Raw genomic sequence first — 18,823 nt, forward strand, 5'->3', positions numbered from 1 at the left:
ATCCGGGCCACCGCCTCGGTGCCGGGCATCGGACGAGGACTCGCCGGGAGGTGACATCAGGCCGACTCGATCGGGCCGATCGCCGCGTGCAGCGCCCGCACCGCGTAGTACGTCCGCGACTTTACCGTACCCTCGGGGATGCCGAGCCGCTGCGCGGCCTCCGCGACCGAGGCACCCTTGTAGTACATCTCGATGAGGACGTCGCGGTGCTCCGGCTTGATCTGCCGCAGCGCCAGGCGGACGGTGTGGGCGCTGACCACCCGGTCCATCTCGTCCTCGGCAGTGGTGAGCCGGTTGAGGTCGGGCAGGGCGACCTCGACCGGCCGGGCCTGCCGGGCCCGGCCGGCGTCGACGGCCACGTGCCGGGCGACGGTGTAGAGCCAGGGCGCGATCCGGCGCGGCTCCGCGGCCAGCGTCCCCAGGTTTCGCCAGGCCCGCAGGAAGGTCTCCTGGACCAGGTCCTCGGCCAGTTCCTGCCGCCCGAGGACGAGGCGGGTGACGAAGCGCAGCAGCGGTTCACGGTACTGCTCGTGGATCCACCGCATGAGACTCTCGGGCGAGCCCTGCGCGACGGCGTCGCCCGGCGTCCCGGGCTGCACCGCCTCGTTGGGCACTGCCGACACAGAACGCCTCCCCCTGACGCGTGGGGCGTGCCCGCCCGGCCGGCCCGGCGCGTGGGCGCCGAGCCCCTCTGAGCGAGAAGGATAGCCGTACCGATCGGACAGTGCTCCCGGCCGGCGGAGGGCGACCAGGGTCCCGGCGCTCATCGGGCGCGGTCCATGGCCGCCCTGCCCACGACGACGCGGGTCGGCCCCGCAACTGCCGGGTGGTAGCGAGTCGACATCGAACACTCCGATCGGTGGTCGGCTGCCGGGGGCCGGTCCTCCCGGCGGCGTCCACATTGACGGGTCGGTACGCCGGTCGGTTCAATGACGGCCGGACTGGAATCGGATCCGATTCCAGTCGGGTGAACCGAGGACGTCGCGCATCCGTCACTCCTCGCGACGCCATCACCGGAAGGGAAGCCCCGTGACACCCGATCTTCCTGGCATCCGATCCCGGCTCGCCCGGATCCCGCGTCGTGTCGTCGCCGCCATCGCGGCCGGCCTCTCGGTGCTGTGCATGGTGGCCGCCTCCGTGAGCTGGGGCATCGCCACCGCTCGCGACGACAGGCTGACCGGTCGTAGCGTCTCCGCCGCGCATCTGACCGCGATCCGGGCCGCCGCCCGGTCCTGCCCCACGCTGAACCCGGCCCGGCTGGCCGGGCAGCTGATGGCCGAGTCCGGCCTGGACGGTCGCGTGAAGGAAACCACGTCGGGCGGTCGCGGCTTCGCCGGGCTCAACGACGACCGGTGGAAGTCCTGGGCGCCGTGGCCCGGCGCCGACCGGACCGACACCGCCGCGAACATCCTCGCGCTGGCGCACCAGATGTGCGACCTCAGCGGGCAACTGCGGCTCGCCGGCGTCCCCGGCGACCGGTGGCGGCTGTCGCTGGCCGCGTTCCACACGGGGCTCGACCAGGTACGCGAGGCCAAGGGCGTGCCGTCCGCCGCGGTCGCGTACGTCGACGACGTGAGTCGCTACGCGGCGTACTACGGCGAGCTGGCCGCGTTCGGCGGCTCCGGCACCGCCCGCCCGGACCCGGAGCGCCAGCAGCCCAGGGCGGTGCCCGCGGGCTACGTACGCCTCGTGGTGCGGGCCGGCTCGGTGTGCCCGGAGGTGCCGCCCGCGGCGGTGGCGGCCCAGCTCATGGCGCTGTCCGGCTTCGACGCCAACCTGCTCGGCGACGACGGCCGACGGGGGATCGCCCAGTTCCTGCCCGAGGTGTGGCGGGCACACGGCCCGGCCGGCGCCTCACCGTGGGACCCGCAGGTGGCCGTGCCAGCCGTCGGCGCCGCGGTCTGCGCGTTGCGGCGGGACCTCGCCGGCCTCGACGGCGACCCCGGCCTGCTCGCGCTGGCCGCCTACCGTAACGGCCCCACCGCGGTCCGCCAGACCGGCGGCGAGCTCGACGACGCGACACAGGCCTTCCTGCGGCAGGTGCAGGAGTTCACCGACTTCTACGCGCTCGACAGCCGGCTGCGGGTCGCCCCGGCCAGCCCGTCCCCGTCGGCGCCCTCGTCGCCGTCGCCGTCCCCCTCGCTGTCGCCGACGGCCGCATCCCCCGCGCCCCGACCCAGCGTGTCGCCCTCGACCAGCCCACCGGCCGTGCCGCCGAAGCCGGCCCCACCGAAGCGCCCGAGCGGCGCGAAGCAACTCGTCGGCATGGAGACCGGGCTCTGTGCCAGCGGCGGCAGCGGGGACGGCGTTCCCGTCGTTCTGCGCCCGTGCCGGGAGGAACGCCCGCAGTGGTGGACGTTCGGGTCCGACAGCACCGTCCGGGTCAACGGACTCTGCCTGGACGTGGCGTGGGGCGAGAAGCGTGACGGTGCGCCGGTACAGACCGCCCTCTGCAGCGGCAACCCCGCGCAGAAGTGGGAGTGGATCGAACGCGACGGCCGGCGGTCGCTCTTCAACCGGGAGACCGACCGCTGCCTGGATGTGGACGGTCACGGCACGGGCGCCCCGCTGAACGCCTGGACCTGCGTGTTCAACCCGAAGCAGACCTGGTCGCTGCGTTAGCCGCACACGTGGGGAGGGGCCCTGGCCGACAGGCTTCTGTCGACCAGGGCCCCTTCTGCGTCGCGGGTCAGGCGGCGTAGCGGCGGCGCATCCGAACGGCCAGGAAGCCGCCCGCGCCGAACACCAGCGCCAGACCCAGGAGTACGGCGATCAGCGTGCCCGCCCCGCCGCGGTTCGCCTCGGCGGCGGCCGGGTCCCGGCCCTCCACCGACGGCGCCACCGAGGCAGCCGGGTTGATCATGCCCGAGCCGTACCGGGGATCGCCCTCGGCCACCTGCCCGCCGACCGGGTCGGCGGTGCTGCGGATGCGTTCCTCGACCTGGGCGGCGGTGAGGTCGGGCTGGGCGGCCCGGATCAGCGCGGCCTCGCCGGCCACGAACGCCACCGCGAACTCGGTGCCGGTGTTGCCGACCACCTTCCCCCCGCCCACGCCGAGCGTCGCCACCTCGATGCCGGGCGCGACCACCTCGACCGCCCCGTCGAGATACTTCTCGGCGAGCTGGCCCCCGGCGCCGACGCCGCCGGTGAGCACCAGCGCCCCGCGGCGGGAACCGCCGTTTGGCGACGGAAGCGTGGTGGGCTTGACCGGGGCGCCCGCCACCACCACCACGTCGTGCTCCAGCACGGTGGCCAACGACGCCGCCACCGCCGGGTCGGCCAGGTCGACCCGGGAGCCGAGCGCGACCACCGAGGCGCCGGTGCTGACCGCCACCTCGAGGGCCGTCGCGGCGTCGGCCGGCCGGGCGTCACCCGAGGATCGGACCATCCGCACCGGCACGACGGTCGCGTCCGGCGCGAGCCCCACCGGGTTGCCCTCGACGCTGTCGTCGGCGGCGATGATGCCGGCCATCGCCGTACCGGATCCCAGGCAGTCCTCGTCGCCACGTCCATTGCCGACGGTGACGTCGGCGCCCACCGCGACCCGGCCGCTGAGCTGCTGGAGACCGGCGTCGACCCCGCTGTCGACGACCGCGACCTTGATCCCGTTGCCGCGGGTCAGGGTCCACGCGCTGTCGGCCGCCATCCGCAGTTGCGCCCATTCCGACCGGCTGCTCGACGCGGTCGTTGCGGTGCAGCGCGCGGCCGGGCGGCCGTCGGCCGGTGAGCGGGACGCCGTCGGGCTCGCGCTCGGCGACGGGCTGCCGTTCGGCCGTGCGCTCGGTGAGCGGGTCGGGGCCGGGCCGGGGGACGGCTTGCGGGCGGCCGGCAACTGTCCGTACTCGACTCCCGGGCCGACGGCGTCCCACGGCAGCACCAGGTACCACCCGGCCCGCAGCGTGACCGGGTCGGTCAGCCGGGCCCCGTCCGGCTGGACCCGGCCGGTGTTGAGCTGGTAGATCTCCGCGGACCGCTCGCCGCTGCCGAGGAAGCGCCGGGCGATCTCGGTGAGGTTCTCCGGCTGGCCCTGGTGGCGCGCCGTCACCACGTAGTACTTCACGTACGGCTCGGTGTCGGGCGCGGACCCGGCGGTCGAGGGACGGGGCGCGACCAGGATCGCGCAGCCAACCATCACCACCACGAGCAGCCGAGCAAGGATGGAGTGCTTCGTCAGCACCGGGGCTCCCTTCCGTCACCGCGGCCCAGACCGACCGGCCGTCACCGTCTATTGCGGATCAGCGCCGACTTCGTTCAAATCAATCTGAACCAGATTTCCATGGCGTCCGTCATGGAGACCGCCGAGGGTACCGGCCCTCGATGTCGAGCAGCTCCGGCCGGCGCTGGGGCGTCGGTGGGACGAAGGCGGGGACGGCGGTGACAGAGCTGGCGCAGGCCGTGGGCGGCCGGGGGATCGACCGGGTGCCGCGCACCGGCCGCTTCGACCCGCGCCGGCACCGGCGGGTACCCGGCCTGCTGGATCTCTGGCTGGTGTGCGGCCCCCGGGGGCGGCCGGCGCTGCCCACCGAGCCGGACCGCCCGCTGGACGCCCCCGCCGTGGCGGATCTGGTGCGGCGTACCGGCGACGCCGCGGACGACGTGCGGATCCTCGCCGACGACGGCGCCCGCCACGCCGACCTGTTCACCGAGGTGGCCGGGCTACTGGGGCACGACGTGCTGGTCAGCCCGGACGGCGCGGACATCCGGCAGGTGCTGGCCGGCCGCGACTCCGATGCGGACGACGGCCCGCTGCACGCGCTGCCGCTGGACCGGGTCACCCGCCAGCCGATGGACTGGCTGGTGCTGCAACCACCCGACCTGGCCACGCCGCTGCCCGGCTGGTTCGCCATGGAGGACGGCCTGGTCCGGCCCCGGACCGGGGTGGTCAACCTGCCGCTGGCGACCGGTGTGGCGTTGGCGACCCGGGCGGACTTCGTGGCCCGCCGGGCCACCGCCCACCGGCTCGGCGCCTCCGTGCCCGAGCTGGTCACGGTCTCCGTCACGGCCCGCTTCGGCGGCTTCCTGATCGGCGACTACAGCGGCACCCAGCAGGTACGCGACGCCGGGCACCTGGCGGCGCTTCTCGGCGAGCTGCCGCTCTACGGCGCCGACCTGCGACTGTGGCTCACCTGGCCGTCCGAGCCGGACGAGCAGGTGAAGCTCGTCGCCCAGGCCGCCGACCTGGCCGAGATCACCGGCGCCACGGTGTGGACCCCGCCGCCGGGAGGCCGGGCGGAACTCGTCGGCGACCGTCGCGACCTGCGCGCGCTGGACGCGGCGGGCGGCGTGGCCGCGTGGCAGGCCCACCGACCGAGGTACGCCGACGGCCCGTCGGCGGTCGACGCGACAGCAGACGGCATGCTGGTGCCCCGCTCGTCGCGGCAGCGGATCGTGGTGGTCGCCGACGCACAGGCCACCGCCGCGCCTGCCGGCTCGACACCGGACGCGACAGGGCCGGGCGGCACCGCCTCGGCCGGCACCGTTTCGGCCGGCACGGGGGCGGACGGACGCGGGGCGGGCCGGCCGGCACCCGGGGCCCGTCCCACGCTGGCTGCCGAGTCCCGCCGCGCGGGCCGGTACGGGCCGCCCTGGCTGTACCCCGGCCAGCAGGTCAACGTCGCCACGTTCGAGGCGTTCGTGCCGGTCACCGGCGACCTGGAGCGGGCCGCGACGGAAGGCGTACCGACTGCCGAGCTGTGCCTGGTCGCGCACCTCGACCCACGGTCCGCGCCGCGCCGCACCGACCTCCTGCGCGTCCGGATCGCCCCGGGCGGCGCGATCCCCGTGCAGGTGTTGCGCTCGCACGTTCCGGCGCGCCTGCAGTATTTGCTCGGCGCCCCGGACACCTACCTGCTGCCGGCCGGTCGGCTGGATCGGGTGCAGGTGCGGGAAGCCTTCCGGGCCACCGACGAGGACGGGCTCCGACGGGTCGACGGGCTCGACGGCGGGGCGCTGCGCATCCGGTCCGCGCCCGCGAGCGCGTCGAGCACCGGGCTGCCGCACGACGTCACCCGGTGGCCGGCGCACGGCACCCGGCGGGCGTACGCGCTGCTGCCGGCGCGCTCCCGCGGCCTGGCGCCGGGCTGGCTGCCGCTGTCCCGCCGGCGACCGGCGCCCCGGGCCGGCCGGCTGCTCGTGGAGGTCCGGGTGCCGCGCGGCCGTACGGTCGACGTCGGGGCCACCGCCGACGCCCTCGCCGCCCTGCCGCTGGCCCGAGGTCGCGCGGAGCGCCTGCGGCAGGCGGGGGTCGACCTGATCCTCACCAGCCGCTCCTACGAGCGGGTCCAGGTGGACCGGGTCCACCGGGCGCGCGACGGGGTGTGGGAGACGGTGCCCGGGGCGGCGGCGGGGCCGCTGCCCGTGGTACTGCGCGGCCTTCAGTCCCCGCCGGTCGCCTCCCCGTCCACGTCGAGCTGAAGCGACCAGCGACCGGCCGGGACCGGGCCGAGCACCACCGGCACGCACCGCCCCCCGGTGGCGGCGGCGAGACCACGCGCCCCAGCCGGCGACGGGCCCTCGACGAACACCACGGACGGCTCCGGCAGCATCTCGCCCGGCCCCGGTGGCTCGGGCAGGCCGGGCAGCCGACGGCAGCCGGCCGGCGCCCCACCGCCGAGCGCCTCCCCCACGGCCGCCACACCGACCCCGGCGGCGGACAGCCCTCCGGCCAGGGTCGCAGCCGCGCGGCGGCAGACCGCCAGCGGACCGACGAGCGTGAACACGTCCGGCACCCGAGCAAGATCCACATGCAGCCGCCACGGCCCACTGCGCCCCAGCACCAGCGGCAGCACCGTCGGCGGTGCCGTCTCTCCCGGCCCCAACCAGGTGTACGGCGCGCCGCGCCCGGCCGCCACGCCGATCAGCCGGACCCGTGCCGGGCCGACGTCGGTGTTCAGCTCGGCTGTGAGGTACGGCGCCTCGTCCCCGGCCGGCAGCGACGGGCGCGGCACGTCCGGCGTGACCTCCCCGCCCACCGGCCCGGCGGCCCGGGACGTCGGCGCGGATCCAAGCTCCGACGTGGACCCGGAGGGCCGGGCGGACGTGGCGGTCTGGGTGGACGCGGCGGTCTGGGTGGACGCTGCGGTCCGGGCGGACGCTGGGGCCTGGGCGGCTCGGGCGGAGGTGGCGGCCGACACGGGCACGGAGTCCTGGGCGTACCCGGAGTCCTGGGTGGACGCGGCGGTCAACGCGGGCCCGGAAGCCTGAGCGGGCTTCGAGGTCTGCGTGGACTTCGAGACAAGGGCGGATCCCGAGCCCCGGACGGACGCGACGACCGCCGTGGGCTTTGCGCCCGGCGCGGACGTCGAAGCCGGCGCGGACGCGGGCGGCGGCGCGTCCGGTGCGGGCCGGGTGGCCGGCGGTCCGGCGGCGTCCTTCGTGGGAGGCCCGGCTTTCGCGTTCTCACCAGGGGCGGGCGTGTGGTGGCGTTCCGGCGGCCACGGCCCGTCGTCGCCCGCCACCGCCACCGCCAGCCCGCGACCGGAGCGGCCCGGACGCAGCAGCACGATCGCCACCACCGCGAGCAGCACCGACAGCACGCCCGCGCCGACCCGGATCACCAGCGGGTCGATCCCGCCGCCGCGCGTCGTCCGTCCCTGTAGCGGGGGTGCGGCGACCTCCGTGGTGGCCGGGGGCCGGGCCGCTTCCCCGGTGGTGGCGGGTGACCGCGCGGGGGTGGACGGCGGCATCCGGGTCGGCACGGCCGCGGCACGGGTCGGTGCGGACTGCGTGAGGGCCGGGGAACGGGTCACCGGCGGGGTGGTACGGGCCCGGACCCGGGGCAGCGGGCCGATGCGTACCCCTTGGCCCTTGGCGTCCCGGGGTAGGACGAGCACCCAGCCCGGGTTCAGCTTCAACCCGTCGGTGAACGTCTCGCCGTCCGGCTGGACCCGCCCGGTGTTCAGCTCGACGATCTCCCGGTAACGGTTTCCGTTGCCGAGCGTGCGAAGCGCGATGGCGTACAGGTATTCCCGCTGCCCGCCCACCGGCGGACCGACCATGTAGTACCGGCCGGTCTCCGCCGGTGCGGCGTGCGCCGGAGCGCCGGTCACCAGCCAGATCCCGACCAGCACCAGCACCGCCTGTACGGCTCGCCGCATCCGCACGCGTCGCCCTCCCTGTCCTCTGCCATCGTCATCCTGCCGTCCGGCTCACTACGGACCGGGTCGCCCGCGGTTCAATGGTGATCGTGGTCGGATCGCGGCACAGGCCGGCGAGTCGCCGTCACGGGGCGGTGGAGAGGGTGCTGGCCAGCACGACCCCTCCGCAGCGGAGCGGCAGGACGACGGCCATGCCCCGCAAGGATACGGAGCTGGTACCGATCGCGAGGCGGCAGACTGTGCCGAGCCGGACTCCGCCGGGTGCACCACTTTCACCCCTCGCGCCCGCAGCTCCTCGACCGCCGGCAAGGTCGGGTCGCTCGGGGCAACTCCGGAGGGGCGCCAGTTTTTCGCCTTGAACGCAACGGCCGCCAAGTTCGTCGAACTCACCGCCGCGCGGACGCAGGCCGTCACCGTCGCGGGAGAGGCCACCGCGGCTACGATCGTGGCGCAGACGGCCACCGACCTGGAAGCGGTCAACGACCGCATCACCGCCATCGAGGAACCATCACCGTAGTTGTCGCCGAGCACGAACTTGGGGAGGTCGTCACGAGTCTCCCTGGTGTCGGCACCACTCTCGCCGCCGAGTTCCTCGCCCACGCCGGCACCCTCGCCAGCTATGCGAGCCTCGCCGCACTCGCCGCACTCGCCGCACTCGCCGCACTCGCCGCACTCGCCGCGTACGCCGGCCTCGCACCGATCTCCCGCGACTCCGGCCGCCGCCAAGGCCACCAGGTTCGGCCCCACCGCTACCACCGCGGCCTACGCCGGGTGTTCAGCATGTCCAGCTTCACCGCGCTGACCCACTGCCCACGATCCCGCGCCTACTACGACAAGAAAACGAGCCGAAGGCAAGACCCACTGCCAAGCCACCGCCGCCCTGTCCAGACAACGCCTCAACGTCCTCTGGGCCTGCATCCGCGACAAGGCCCCTACCAGCCCAAACAACCACGATCAGCAGAGCTGGCGCCATGCGAACTCGCGTAGAGACCCGGACTACGTCGACCGGCTGTGGAACCTCGTCGACTGGGCCGACGTCGCCGCGCGCTTCGGCGCCGCCCGCGCCGCCGCGCCGAAGCTCTGACCGGCGTGACCGGTTCGGTCCCGGTCGCCGCCGACCTTGGGCGACGCGCCGCCGGGGTCATCGCCGCCCGCCACCGCGGTGACCTCGCCGGCGGAGGCGCTGCTGGAGTCGTTCAGCACCGACCAGGCCCGCACGCTCGGCTTCTACCTGCTGGCCGACCTCGACCTGGGCCTGGTCCGCGCGCAGGCCGGCCAGTCCCTGGACGACCTGGTCCGGAACTCAGCCTGCTCGTGGCCGCCACCCCGCCGCCCTCGCCCGGCTGAGGCATGCCCACTCTCATGACGGCTGAGGAGCGGCCTGCGAGCGAGGTCAGTCTGCTGTCGAGGCGGAAACCTGCCACAGGGCGCTGACCGGCATGGCGCGGAGTCTGTCGCCGAACGGCAGCGTGGCGGTCCCGGTATAGAGGACGATGCCGACGATGAAGTCGTCGCCGAGGCGGTCGGCCAGTCGGCGTAGGCCGCGGAAGTCGTCGGGTCCGACGGTGCTGGCGGCTTTGACCTCGATCCCGACCACCTGGCCAGCTCGGTTCTCGAGCACCGCGTCGACTTCGTACCTGCTCTGGTCACGGTAGTGGGAAAGGTCGACGAACTCCTCGGACCAGGTGAGCTGCCGGGAAAGCTCGGACAGGACGAATGACTCGAGCAGCGGGCCGAACGGTGCACCCGGCCGGAGCAGTGCCCGGGCGTCGGTCGCGATTTCGTTGGCAGCGATGCCCGAGTCGACGAAGATCAGCTTCGACGCGGCGGTGGCACGGGTGCCCAGGTTGCGGGACCAGCCGGGAATTCGTTTGATCAGGAAGATCTCTTCCAGGGCTTGGAGGTAGCGGGCGATCGTCGGCCGGCTCAGTCCGAGGGCGGATTCGAGGGAGTTCGCGGCGATGATGGTCGCGGATCTGGCTGCGAGGAGCCGTACCAGTTCGCGTAGCTCGCCCTTGTGCTGGATGTCGGACAGTTGACGGACGTCGCGGTCGATGAGCGCTTGGACGTAGGCGTCGAGGAATCGTTGGCGGCGGCGCGGGTCGGTGCGGGTGGTGGCCTCGGGTAGGCCGCCGCGCACGATTCTGGCCGCGTAGTCGGCGCGGGTCACGTCGGACTCGTGTCGCAGGTCAGGGCCGAGCGCGAAGATGGCATCGACGAATCCGTCCGGCGCTTGGTCGAGTTCGCCTTGAGACAGCGGCCAGAGTTCGACGGTTTCCATCCGGCCGGGCAGGGCGTCCGGGGCGGCCACCATGCCGAAGAGGCGGGACGAGCCGGTGAGCAGGTACCGGCCAGGGCGCGGGTCCTCATCGACGGCTGCTTTGATGGCCAACAGGAGCTCCGGAGCGCGCTGGATCTCGTCGATGACCAAGAGCTCGGAGGAGTCCACGAACCCGACTGGATCGGCGATCGCCGCCGCCCGGTCCTGAGCCCGATCAAGATCGCGGCGCTCGGCCAGACGATCGCCGGCGACGATGCGGGCCAGCGTGCTCTTGCCTGTCTGGCGTGCTCCGCTGATCAGCACGACGCGGGTGTCGGTCAGCGCCGCGTCGACCTGCGCGGCGGCCCGACGTGGAATCAGGTGCGGTGTCGGAACGACATCATGATAGCCAGCAAGGTTTCGATCTGCGAGGGCCTTCGCATTCGATTTGCGGCGAAGATGCGTTCGAAATGCGGCGGCCCGGTGTTCGATTTGCGCGGCCTCTGGGGCGTTCTTGCATGTGTGGGTCGGGTCTGTCAAGTTAAGGGCTGATCTTGGTTGTTGAGGTGGTCAGCCGTTGGTCAGGGTGAGCCGGCCCTCGAAGGCGATCTGGAAGGCGTTCAGGGGTGCCCTCCAGCGCATGGTCCAGCGTCGGCGTCCGGTCCCGGTGGGGTCGAGGCTCATCAACGCCATGTAGACGCACTTGCAGTATCGGCAACAAGGGAGAACACGGCAGCCAGTATGACGCAGCGGTGCGCCAGCGTCCGCTCGGGCGAGGTGGCCAGACACTCAGCGGCGGTACCAGAAGAAGGCGTGCACCGAGTTCCGCGTGTCGAACATGTAGACGAACTGACTGCTCAACAGGTCGTCGAGCGTCTTCTGCAGCACGATGCCGGCCCCGTCACCGACGGTTCCGACCCGATACGAGTACGACCCGTCGTACTTCCGCAACGCGTCGGCGAGTTGGCTGGCGATATCGTCCAATGCCGCATGACGGTCGGGGTGGGCCCGTGGTTCAGGCGGTACGAAGACCGATTCGGTCAACGCGGTGATCCGAGCGGCGGCTGGTGGGACCGGGGCGAGTCGGTCTAGGAGCCGGTTGACGAGGGCCGCGATGCGTGTGTTGCGCCGCCAGTGGCGTGGAGTCCGTTGATCGGAGCCGGAGTCGAACACCAGCCGGTCTTTGTGGCCGGGCTGGTGGGTCCGGACGAGACGCCCGACCAGCTCGGTGAACTCGGAGTCGCAAGCTTCGCAGCAGGAGCCGTACGGGGCGGTGCCGGGTAACGTCCCGCGTTCGTGGACCGGGCGGCCGGAGTCGGTTGCCCTGCCGCAGAAGGCGCAGACGGTTGCTTCGGATGCCATCTGCCCTGTCGCTCCCGGTGCTCGTGCTGCTGCCCGCGGTGACCTCGCGCGAGCGAGCATAGCCGCTCCACGTGGCGCAGACGGTGCAGGGTGACCCGGATGCCGTCGGCGTCCAGCACGGCGGCGCGCGTCAATTCGCGATCAGCCGGACGAAAGGCGGTACGGGCGGAATGTCGTCCAGGTCGGCGCGCAGCGTCACATGCTGATCGATGACGTGACCCGGCGCGGACCTGAGTCGCCCTACGGATCAGAAGGCTAGCGGTCCGAGTCCCTTCGGGGCTCGGACCAGCTCGGGCCGCCGTTGAGCGCCCGGACGTGGGAGCCGTCGATCACCGCCCGGGACATGTCCAACTGCACCCGTGGCGCGGTAGCCACCCGACGGTCCTCCGGGTGTCCGTAGGCCGATGACGTGCGGCTTTCCTATCGCCCACCATTTGGTTGCCGGTCGCTTCGTGGGCTCGCTGCGATCGCTTGCCGAAGATCAGCGGGCCACGCCTCTCGGTCTTCGGTAGCCCTGAGGGGCTGAGGAGCGACTTGTCAGCGGGCTCAGTTTGTTGTCGAGGCGGAAACCTGCCGCGTCCACCGGCTCGTACTCGACCACGGCGACGGTCACATCACCACAGCGCGGCTATCCGAAGGCGCGTTCGGCCTGATGACCAGCGACGCCAGACTCGAGGGCGGCGACGACCCCGAACTGGTCAGCTATGACGTCCACGGGACGGAGATCGACAGGCGTCCGCTGTTCCAGGCCGAGGACCAACTCGAGCACTGCTATGCGGGCCCGGACGGGAAGCGGATCTACGGCAAACCGACCAGCGACTGCCGTCCTGCCGAGAAGTGGGGGCGTTAGCGACGATCCGAGGCTGACCGCTGCCCGGGGCGTGGGTCGTCACTCACGGGTCAGCCCCGGCGGCAGCGCGTCCTCGCCGGGTCGGACCTGGCGGGCATTGGCCACCGGGTCACGTTCCAGGGTGTGAATCAGTAGTGTCGGGCCGCCGACGCAGGTCCAGGTGTCGTCCCAGAGCGCGGAGACCAGCCGTGACCGGTCGGCGGGGAAGAACAGGTCGGGTAGCGCTCCGTGAGGGTGGCGGATATGACCACCAGTGCGCCAGGTGAGGGCTTGCTCGGGTCCGGCCTCGACCAGCACGTACGGCCAGTTCCAGTAGAGCAACACCCGCGGGGCGTCGGGGAAGACGACGTCGTGGGCGCCGGTGTCGAGGTAGGCCAGCCACCAGGGCTGGTCGGGCGTGTGCGCGATGAGGTGCGCGATGAGGGCCTGCTCGTAGGCGGCGGCGGTGACGTCGTCGGTCTGGTACGTGGTGGCGTAGGCGTCGAAGACCGGCGGGATGGCGGTGCTGATCGAGAGGCCGGCACTGGTGTGCCCGGCGATCCAGCTTACGTCGGCGGCGGTGCCGACGCGCCAGTCCCGCCCGTCCTTGTTGACCTGCACACCGCTATTCAAGCCGCTGGGACGACGGTTGGCATGGGAATCAGGCCGGTCTCGGAGCGGCGGCCGGCGACCAGCCGCTGGGTGAACGTGGGCCACTCCCTGCCACCCCAGGTGAACCCGCAGGTCGCGAGACTAGGCCCTCGCCCCCTCGTCGCTCAGGGGATAGAGCATCGGTTTCCTAACCCGACGCTCCACCGGTCTCCATAGGCCGATGACCTGCGGCTTTCCTGTCGTCCCCCGTTGCGTGCTTGTCGCTTCGCGGGCTCGCTGCGATCGCTTGCCGAAGATCAGCTGGAACGTTGTGAGGCCTGAGCGTGCAGCTTGACGCTGCCACGAGTCGAGTCATCGTTCCTCGTCGTCGAGCAGTTCGCGGCGCCACTCTGCAAATCGGCTTCGGAGATCGTCCAGCGCTGGGCCGGTGACGCCGTACTGGGCGAAGTCGTCGGGATCGAGCTGGGTGGCTTGTCCGAGGGCGTCGGCGAAGATACGCGGGTCGAAGCCCCGGTCGGCGCGCTGCGCGAGGGCGAGGAGGGCGTCGCGGGTGTAGCGGCCGGATCGGAGGGTGGCGTCGATGTCGATGAAGTCCCGGGCGAACGCGCGTCCGTAGAGGGCGCTCATCTTGTTTGCGACCGCGTCGTCGGGGTGGAGGACGGGTCCGATCGCCATGAGGATCGGTTCGTTGGCGCGCCAGTCCACGCCGAGTTCGACCTTGGCGATCCGTACGCCGTCGGTGACGGCGAGCCGGGCGAAGGTGTCGTACTGGCGCTCGGTCTCTACGGTCAGGCCGTCGTCGCGGTAGGCGTTTACGACGGCGGTGACTGCGGCGGTGAACTCGTCGCGGCGGTCCCAGGCGGTGAACAGGTCGACGTCCTCGCTGGGCCGCTCCAGAAGCCCGGCGGCCTGGACCGCGTAGCCGCCGGCCAAGGCGAAGCCGTATCGATCGGCTGCCGCGAGTCCGGTGCGGGCGAGGCGTTCGTGGAAGGGGTCCACCGCTACGCCGCCTCGCTACGGGTTGCGGCGAGTTCGGGGATGGCATCCTCCCAGCGCTGGCGGAGTTGGGGTGGCAGCCAGAGGGTGGGCCAGAGCCGAAGGAGGAGGTCGGCGTCGAGCCAGGTGTGCAGATCCTCGGCCGTGCTGGCTTCGGTGAGCACGACCTTGTACATGCTGGCCGCGCGCGCGGGCCGGTTCAGGTCGTATTCGGCGTGCCCGGACCAGTCGAGATGATGCGGAAGCGTCACCGTGCCACCGGTTGGGCCGTGCAGTTCGGCGAGGGTTTCGGCCACGACGTAGGGCTTGCGGTCGCCGTAGGGCCGGTAGTCCGCCGGCGGTTGGGGGGATGTGCGGCGCCGGCTGAGGTTTGTCGCCCGCCGGACTTCCGGTCGCAGGGCCTGGCGGATCGTCTCCCGGCTGTATCCGGTGACCCGTTGCAGATCGACCGGTCGCCAGCCGGCGGCGTGAAACGCCCGTAGCTGCTCGTCCCGTTCGGTCAACGCCTGCGCCCGCGTCGCCTCATATTGGGAGACAACCGCCCGCAGGTCGTCCTCAGCAAACCGGCTCATGGCCCCAAGCCTACTACGCTAGGCCAAGCATGCTTGGCTTTCGGCGTGTACTCATCTGAAGTGCCTGGGCGGGGGTGAGGCGGGCAGGCGCCAAGAGCGGACCGGGGTCGGGGCCGGTGGAGGCGAGCCACCGAGCTGCCGGATCCGTCGGTTGGCCTGATCGGTCACAGAGAGTGGATTTGCGTGTACGTATAGCACGGGGTTGCTGCGGATGTAAGGCCTTACATATCTCCGGTCTTCGACGGGAGGCTCGAGGCTGGCTGGCCTTCAAGCGGCCGCATCGTCGATATCATCATCTGTCCACGGGGGACCGCCCATGCGTCGAACGAGACAGTTCAGCCTGCTCGCGTTTATGGTCGTGATGCTTGTCATGCTTCAACTCGCCGGTGTTTCGCCAGTTGGGGCTACCACCGGCCAGCACGGCTCGGTGGCCCGGCCGACCGCCGTGGTGCCGCCCGCCCGGCAGGTCCCGAGGCCGCCGAAACCGATGACGCCGACGGAGCGCCAGGCGCAGGTCGAGCAGCTGCGGGGCGCCGACCGGTCGGCACGACGGAACGAGGCATACAGCGCCACCGAGTGGGTGCGAAAGCGGCACGACGCTCCGGGCGGACACCGGATGACGGGGGTGCGGAAGTCAGGCCGATCCGACGCGACCACGTCATCCACCCCCGCCAGTGCGGCTATCGGCCCACCGTTCAACTTCCAGGTTCCCGGGGACTTCGAGGTGGCCCCCGGCACGATCTACTGGGGCATTGACTGGGAGCAGCCGGCCAGCACAGTGGCGTACCACATTACGGTCCATCGCGCGTCGGACAACGTCAAGATCGACGAGTACTGCTACGATGCCGGGTTTCCACATCCTGCCGCCTTCTATGAGTGGTACATGACCCCCGAGCACGGCTACGTGCCCGGTGTTGGCTACTACGGGAAGGTTGCCGTCACGGCGAGCGGCACCGCAGAGGAGTGGAGCCCGGATTGGAGCTGTGGGACGGACTGGAGCGCCGAGGCGATATCCCCGGTTGTCGTGGCGCGGGGCGGCGCGTCGGTCCTGCCCGCGAACGAGACCCTGGGCTGCGGGCTCAGCAACGCCAGTGGCCGCCCGTGCTTCCAGGCGTTCCGGGGTGACCCGGTCAATACGGCGACCGGTGGGCTGAGCGAGTCCGTCGTCGATGCTCACGTGCCCGCACCGGGAGTGGACTTCCGGCTGACACGGACCTACTCGTCGGCCAGCAACGTGTCGCTTTGGTTCGGTCCACGGTGGGCGCACTCGTACCCGTTGTGGGTGAATGTGTCATCGGGCCGGGCGAACCTGAGACTGGAGGACGGTTCGTACGCCGTCTTCAAGGACCTCGGCGCGGGCAAGTGGGAACCCGCCTCGGCGGGTGTGCAGGCCACCCTCAGCGGCACACTCGCCACCGGTTTGACGCTCACCACGGTCGACCAGAAGAAGCTGACCTTCGACTCGGTGGGCTACCTGGTGTCCTGGAAGGACCGGTCGGGCATGGGACTCAGCTTCAGCTTCACCGATTACAAGTTGACCGGTGTCACCGACGGGGCCGGGCGCACCCACACCTTCGGATACGACGCGGCGTCGGGTCGGCTGACCCGGGTCACCCTGGCCGACGGCCGGTACCTCGCCTACACCTACGACGCCGGCAACCGGCTCGCCACCGTGCGCGACCTCAACGGTGGCGTCACGAAGTACACCTATGACGCGAGCCAACGACTCAACAGCATCACCGACCCGCGTAACAAGCTAGTGATGCAGACCACCTATGACTCGTCCGGCCGGGTCACGCAGCAGACCGACGCGACCGGTCACACCATCCGGCCGACCTGGGACAGTTCGGTGGCGGACTTCCCGGACAACAACGGTGGCATCTGGACCGACATGTACACGGGCAGCGTGTTGACCGAGCAGATCGATCCGCTGGGCAAGGTGACAAAGTACGAGTACGACTTCAACAGCCCAAACCCGACGCTGCGACCGATCAAGATCACTGATCGGAACAACCACGTCACCACGATGACCTACGACGCGCGGGCAACATGCTCAGCCGGACGTCACCGTCGTCGGTGGGGATCGTCGAATGGTGGACCTATGACGCCGCGAACAACGTCACCTCGTACACCGATGGCCGAGGGAAGAAGACCAGCTACACCTACGACGGCCAGGCGCGTCTGCTGATCGAGACCGATCCGCTAGGCGGCAAGACCAGCTACACGTACACCACGGCCGGGGATGTGAAGACGGTGACCACCCCCGCCGGGCGGGTGACCACCTACGGGTACGACGGGGCCGGCAACGTGACGTCGATGACCACACTGGGTGGCCGCAAGGCGATGTACACCTACGACGCTGCCGGCCCGGATGCTCAGCAGCACCGACCCACGCGGCAACGTCACCGGCGCCGACCCCGCCAAGTACACCACCCGCTACACCTACGACGGCGCCGGACGCATGCTGACCAGCACCGACCCCGCCGGCCGGGTGTTCGCCTATGGCTACGATGCCAACGGCAACCAGACCAGCGTCACCGACCCGGACAACCACGTCACCACTTACGTCTACGACAACGCCAGCCGGCTGACCGACGTCACCAATCCAGCGGGACACACCCGGTCCACCCGATACGACAACGCCGGGAACATCACCTCGATCACCGAGGCGACCGGCGCGAAGACTACGTACCATTATGACGCCGCAGGTCGGCTGCACCACGTCGTCGGGCCGCGCGGCAACGCCACGGGCGGGGACCCGGCGACCGACACGACCAGCTACGGATACGACAACGAGGGGTATCCGACCTCGATCACCGACCCGTCCGGAGCCGTGACGGAGACCAGGTACGACGACGTCAACCGGCCGACTCAGGTGATCGACCCGCTGAAGCGGAGCACGTGGTACGGCTACGACAAGGCCGGCAACCAGACGTCGGTCACCGAACCGAGTGGTGCGGTCACCTCCTGGCAGTACGACGACGCCGGGCGGCTCGACGCGACCATCGACGCGCTCACCAAGACCACCAACTATGACCACGACCCGGACGGCCTGCGCACCCACGAGGTGAACCCGCTTGGCCACACCACCACGTGGAAGTACGACAACGACGGTCGCCTTGAATCGATGACCGATCCGCGTGGCAACATCGCCGGGGCCACGGCTGCCGACTTCACCACCTCCTTCCAGTACGACGCGGCGGGCAACCGTACTAAGATCATCGACCCGTTGGGTCGTTCCACGGTGACCGAGTACGACGCGAGCAACCGGTCCACCAAGGTCTTCGACGCGAACAACCGTCCCACCGCCTACGAGTACGACAGCCTCGGTCGAGTCCAGAAGGTGACCGCGCCGAACCGTCCGGCTACCTCGTTCGGCTACGACCTGGCCGGCAACCTGGAGACGGTGACCACGCCGCTGGGCAAGATCTACGACTACGACTACGACAAGTCCGGCCGGGTTACCGCCGTCAAGACCCCCACCGGCCGGGTCACCGGATACACCTACACCTGGGACGGGTTGGTCGACACGATGACCCTCCCCGCTGGCTCCATAACGTACGCGTACGACCGGGCGGGTCGCACGACGAATGTGGACTACAGCGATACCACCCCGGACCTCAGCTACACGTACGACGGTGCTGGGCAGATCAAGACGGCGAGCAACGGGACCAGCACCGCGACCTACGGCTACGACACCGCCGGACGGGTGAACAGCATCGTCCGCGGCGGCAAGACCTTCGGGTACGGCTGGAACAAGAACGGCCAGTTGGAGCGGCGTACCCTGCCGGACGGGCGGGTGCAGAGCTACACGTGGCGTGACGACCACCGGATGAGTGGCACGAAGCTTGAAGTTCCACCCTGGGACCGGACACCGGGGTTTCATGCCGCGAGGGCGAGGGCTTGACGGTAGCAGGCACGCACTTCATGGGGCGTGCGGTGGTTCAGCGTCGAGTGTAGACGGTTGTGGTTGTAGTAGGTGAGGTAGGCGAAGACGTCTCGACGGGCCTGCTCGCGGGTGTCCCATACGCGGGTGCCGATCTCGGCCTTGAGGGTGGCGAAGAACGACTCGGCGACCGCGTTGTCGTAGCAGGAG

At 71.3% G+C, this 18,823-nt stretch carries 18 protein-coding genes and 1 pseudogene; 9 read left to right on the forward strand and 10 right to left on the reverse strand.

Translation table 11 applies throughout. The annotated features are described in order from the left end of the window. Nucleotides 1–56: 56 nt before the first annotated feature. On the reverse strand, nucleotides 57–623 hold the full coding sequence (locus C569_RS0110940) for a sigma-70 family RNA polymerase sigma factor (protein ID WP_026267988.1): 567 nt from the start codon (nucleotides 621–623) through the stop codon (nucleotides 57–59). A gap of 406 nt (nucleotides 624–1,029) precedes the next feature. Between C569_RS0110940 and C569_RS0110945 the strand changes: the two genes are divergently transcribed. Next, complete coding sequence (locus C569_RS0110945) at nucleotides 1,030–2,622, forward strand: ricin-type beta-trefoil lectin domain protein (RefSeq protein WP_026267989.1); 1,593 nt, start codon at nucleotides 1,030–1,032, stop codon at nucleotides 2,620–2,622. 67 nt (nucleotides 2,623–2,689) lie between these two features. Here the strand turns inward: C569_RS0110945 and C569_RS0110950 are convergent, their stop codons facing one another. Continuing rightward, nucleotides 2,690–4,177, reverse strand: coding sequence for a S8 family serine peptidase (locus tag C569_RS0110950; protein WP_018785824.1), 1,488 nt, complete (start codon nucleotides 4,175–4,177; stop codon nucleotides 2,690–2,692). Nucleotides 4,178–4,317: 140 nt separating this feature from the next. Between C569_RS0110950 and C569_RS0110955 the strand changes: the two genes are divergently transcribed. Next, on the forward strand, nucleotides 4,318–6,414 hold the full coding sequence (locus tag C569_RS0110955; RefSeq protein WP_231394760.1) for a hypothetical protein: 2,097 nt from the start codon (nucleotides 4,318–4,320) through the stop codon (nucleotides 6,412–6,414). Here the strand turns inward: C569_RS0110955 and C569_RS31740 are convergent. Then, complete coding sequence (locus tag C569_RS31740) at nucleotides 6,375–8,102, reverse strand: hypothetical protein (RefSeq protein WP_155945522.1); 1,728 nt, start codon at nucleotides 8,100–8,102, stop codon at nucleotides 6,375–6,377. The two genes, C569_RS0110955 and C569_RS31740, sit on opposite strands and share 40 nt — an antisense overlap. Before the next feature lie 349 nt (nucleotides 8,103–8,451). Here C569_RS31740 and C569_RS34210 point away from each other — a divergent pair, with 349 nt between their 5' ends. From C569_RS34210 to C569_RS33125, 3 genes are all read left to right on the forward strand, one after another. Further along, entirely contained in the window at nucleotides 8,452–8,613 is a 162-nt protein-coding gene (locus C569_RS34210) for a hypothetical protein (protein ID WP_018785826.1), read from the forward strand. A 182-nt stretch (nucleotides 8,614–8,795) separates the two neighbouring features. Further along, nucleotides 8,796–9,083 (forward strand): IS110 family transposase, encoded by a 288-nt coding sequence (locus tag C569_RS34215; RefSeq protein ID WP_231394759.1) that lies wholly within the window; start codon nucleotides 8,796–8,798, stop codon nucleotides 9,081–9,083. Nucleotides 9,084–9,258: 175 nt separating this feature from the next. After that, nucleotides 9,259–9,462 (forward strand): hypothetical protein, encoded by a 204-nt coding sequence (locus C569_RS33125; protein WP_155945523.1) that lies wholly within the window; start codon nucleotides 9,259–9,261, stop codon nucleotides 9,460–9,462. Nucleotides 9,463–9,489: 27 nt separating this feature from the next. On the opposite strand, the gene C569_RS0110975 is transcribed toward C569_RS33125, so the two are convergent. From C569_RS0110975 to C569_RS0110985, 3 genes are all read right to left on the reverse strand, one after another. Then, nucleotides 9,490–10,737, reverse strand: coding sequence for an ATP-binding protein (locus C569_RS0110975; RefSeq protein ID WP_026267991.1), 1,248 nt, complete (start codon nucleotides 10,735–10,737; stop codon nucleotides 9,490–9,492). Between the two features lie 189 nt (nucleotides 10,738–10,926). Continuing rightward, nucleotides 10,927–11,049 (reverse strand): hypothetical protein, encoded by a 123-nt coding sequence (locus tag C569_RS33130; protein WP_018785829.1) that lies wholly within the window; start codon nucleotides 11,047–11,049, stop codon nucleotides 10,927–10,929. A gap of 96 nt (nucleotides 11,050–11,145) precedes the next feature. After that, nucleotides 11,146–11,340, reverse strand: a complete 195-nt coding sequence (locus C569_RS0110985; protein WP_018785830.1) for a hypothetical protein — start codon at nucleotides 11,338–11,340, stop codon at nucleotides 11,146–11,148. Nucleotides 11,341–12,370: 1,030 nt separating this feature from the next. Here C569_RS0110985 and C569_RS0110995 point away from each other — a divergent pair. Continuing rightward, complete coding sequence (locus tag C569_RS0110995) at nucleotides 12,371–12,568, forward strand: hypothetical protein (protein WP_018785832.1); 198 nt, start codon at nucleotides 12,371–12,373, stop codon at nucleotides 12,566–12,568. Nucleotides 12,569–12,607: 39 nt separating this feature from the next. Here C569_RS0110995 and C569_RS33670 read toward each other — a convergent pair whose 3' ends face one another. From C569_RS33670 to C569_RS0111010, 3 genes are all read right to left on the reverse strand, one after another. Continuing rightward, nucleotides 12,608–13,168 carry a hypothetical protein gene (locus C569_RS33670; RefSeq protein ID WP_018785833.1) on the reverse strand — a complete coding sequence of 187 codons (561 nt, stop codon included), beginning with the start codon at nucleotides 13,166–13,168 and terminating at the stop codon, nucleotides 12,608–12,610. Between the two features lie 342 nt (nucleotides 13,169–13,510). Then, nucleotides 13,511–14,158, reverse strand: coding sequence for a nucleotidyl transferase AbiEii/AbiGii toxin family protein (locus tag C569_RS0111005; protein ID WP_018785834.1), 648 nt, complete (start codon nucleotides 14,156–14,158; stop codon nucleotides 13,511–13,513). Between the two features lie 2 nt (nucleotides 14,159–14,160). Continuing rightward, on the reverse strand, nucleotides 14,161–14,727 hold the full coding sequence (locus tag C569_RS0111010; RefSeq protein ID WP_026267992.1) for a hypothetical protein: 567 nt from the start codon (nucleotides 14,725–14,727) through the stop codon (nucleotides 14,161–14,163). 316 nt (nucleotides 14,728–15,043) lie between these two features. Here C569_RS0111010 and C569_RS31745 point away from each other — a divergent pair, with 316 nt between their 5' ends. The 3 genes and pseudogenes from C569_RS31745 to C569_RS34220 all read left to right on the forward strand — a co-directional run bounded on the left by C569_RS31745 (nucleotide 15,044) and on the right by C569_RS34220 (nucleotide 18,634). Continuing rightward, nucleotides 15,044–16,915: a DUF6531 domain-containing protein gene (locus C569_RS31745; RefSeq protein ID WP_026267993.1), complete on the forward strand. Its 1,872-nt coding sequence runs from the start codon at nucleotides 15,044–15,046 to the stop codon at nucleotides 16,913–16,915. Continuing rightward, a pseudogene (locus tag C569_RS35010) lies at nucleotides 16,804–17,055 on the forward strand (RHS repeat domain-containing protein); the annotation flags it as partial. The gene C569_RS31745 and the pseudogene C569_RS35010, both read left to right, overlap by 112 nt. A 43-nt stretch (nucleotides 17,056–17,098) precedes the next feature. Next, nucleotides 17,099–18,634: an RHS repeat protein gene (locus C569_RS34220; RefSeq protein WP_018785836.1), complete on the forward strand. Its 1,536-nt coding sequence runs from the start codon at nucleotides 17,099–17,101 to the stop codon at nucleotides 18,632–18,634. Here the strand turns inward: C569_RS34220 and C569_RS35015 are convergent. Beyond that, on the reverse strand, nucleotides 18,610–18,823 hold a 214-nt coding region (locus tag C569_RS35015), incomplete at its 5' end, for an integrase core domain-containing protein (protein WP_018785837.1). The two genes, C569_RS34220 and C569_RS35015, sit on opposite strands and share 25 nt — an antisense overlap.

Origin of the sequence: Micromonospora sp. CNB394 (genome assembly GCF_000374985.1) — a bacterium.
Taxonomy (GTDB): domain Bacteria; phylum Actinomycetota; class Actinomycetes; order Mycobacteriales; family Micromonosporaceae; genus Micromonospora; species Micromonospora marina.

Excerpts from the sequence above, each read along its gene's own strand:
- C569_RS0110995 (WP_018785832.1), top strand. The coding sequence starts at position 12,371 with ATGACCAGCGACGCCAGACTCGAGGGCGGCGACGACCCCGAACTGGTC.
- C569_RS34220 (WP_018785836.1), top strand. The coding sequence starts at position 17,099 with ATGCTCAGCAGCACCGACCCACGCGGCAACGTCACCGGCGCCGACCCC.
- C569_RS33130 (WP_018785829.1), bottom strand. The coding sequence starts at position 11,049 with ATGGCGTTGATGAGCCTCGACCCCACCGGGACCGGACGCCGACGCTGG.
- C569_RS31745 (WP_026267993.1), top strand. The coding sequence starts at position 15,044 with ATGCGTCGAACGAGACAGTTCAGCCTGCTCGCGTTTATGGTCGTGATG.
- C569_RS0110955 (WP_231394760.1), top strand. The coding sequence starts at position 4,318 with ATGTCGAGCAGCTCCGGCCGGCGCTGGGGCGTCGGTGGGACGAAGGCG.
- C569_RS0111010 (WP_026267992.1), bottom strand. The coding sequence starts at position 14,727 with ATGAGCCGGTTTGCTGAGGACGACCTGCGGGCGGTTGTCTCCCAATAT.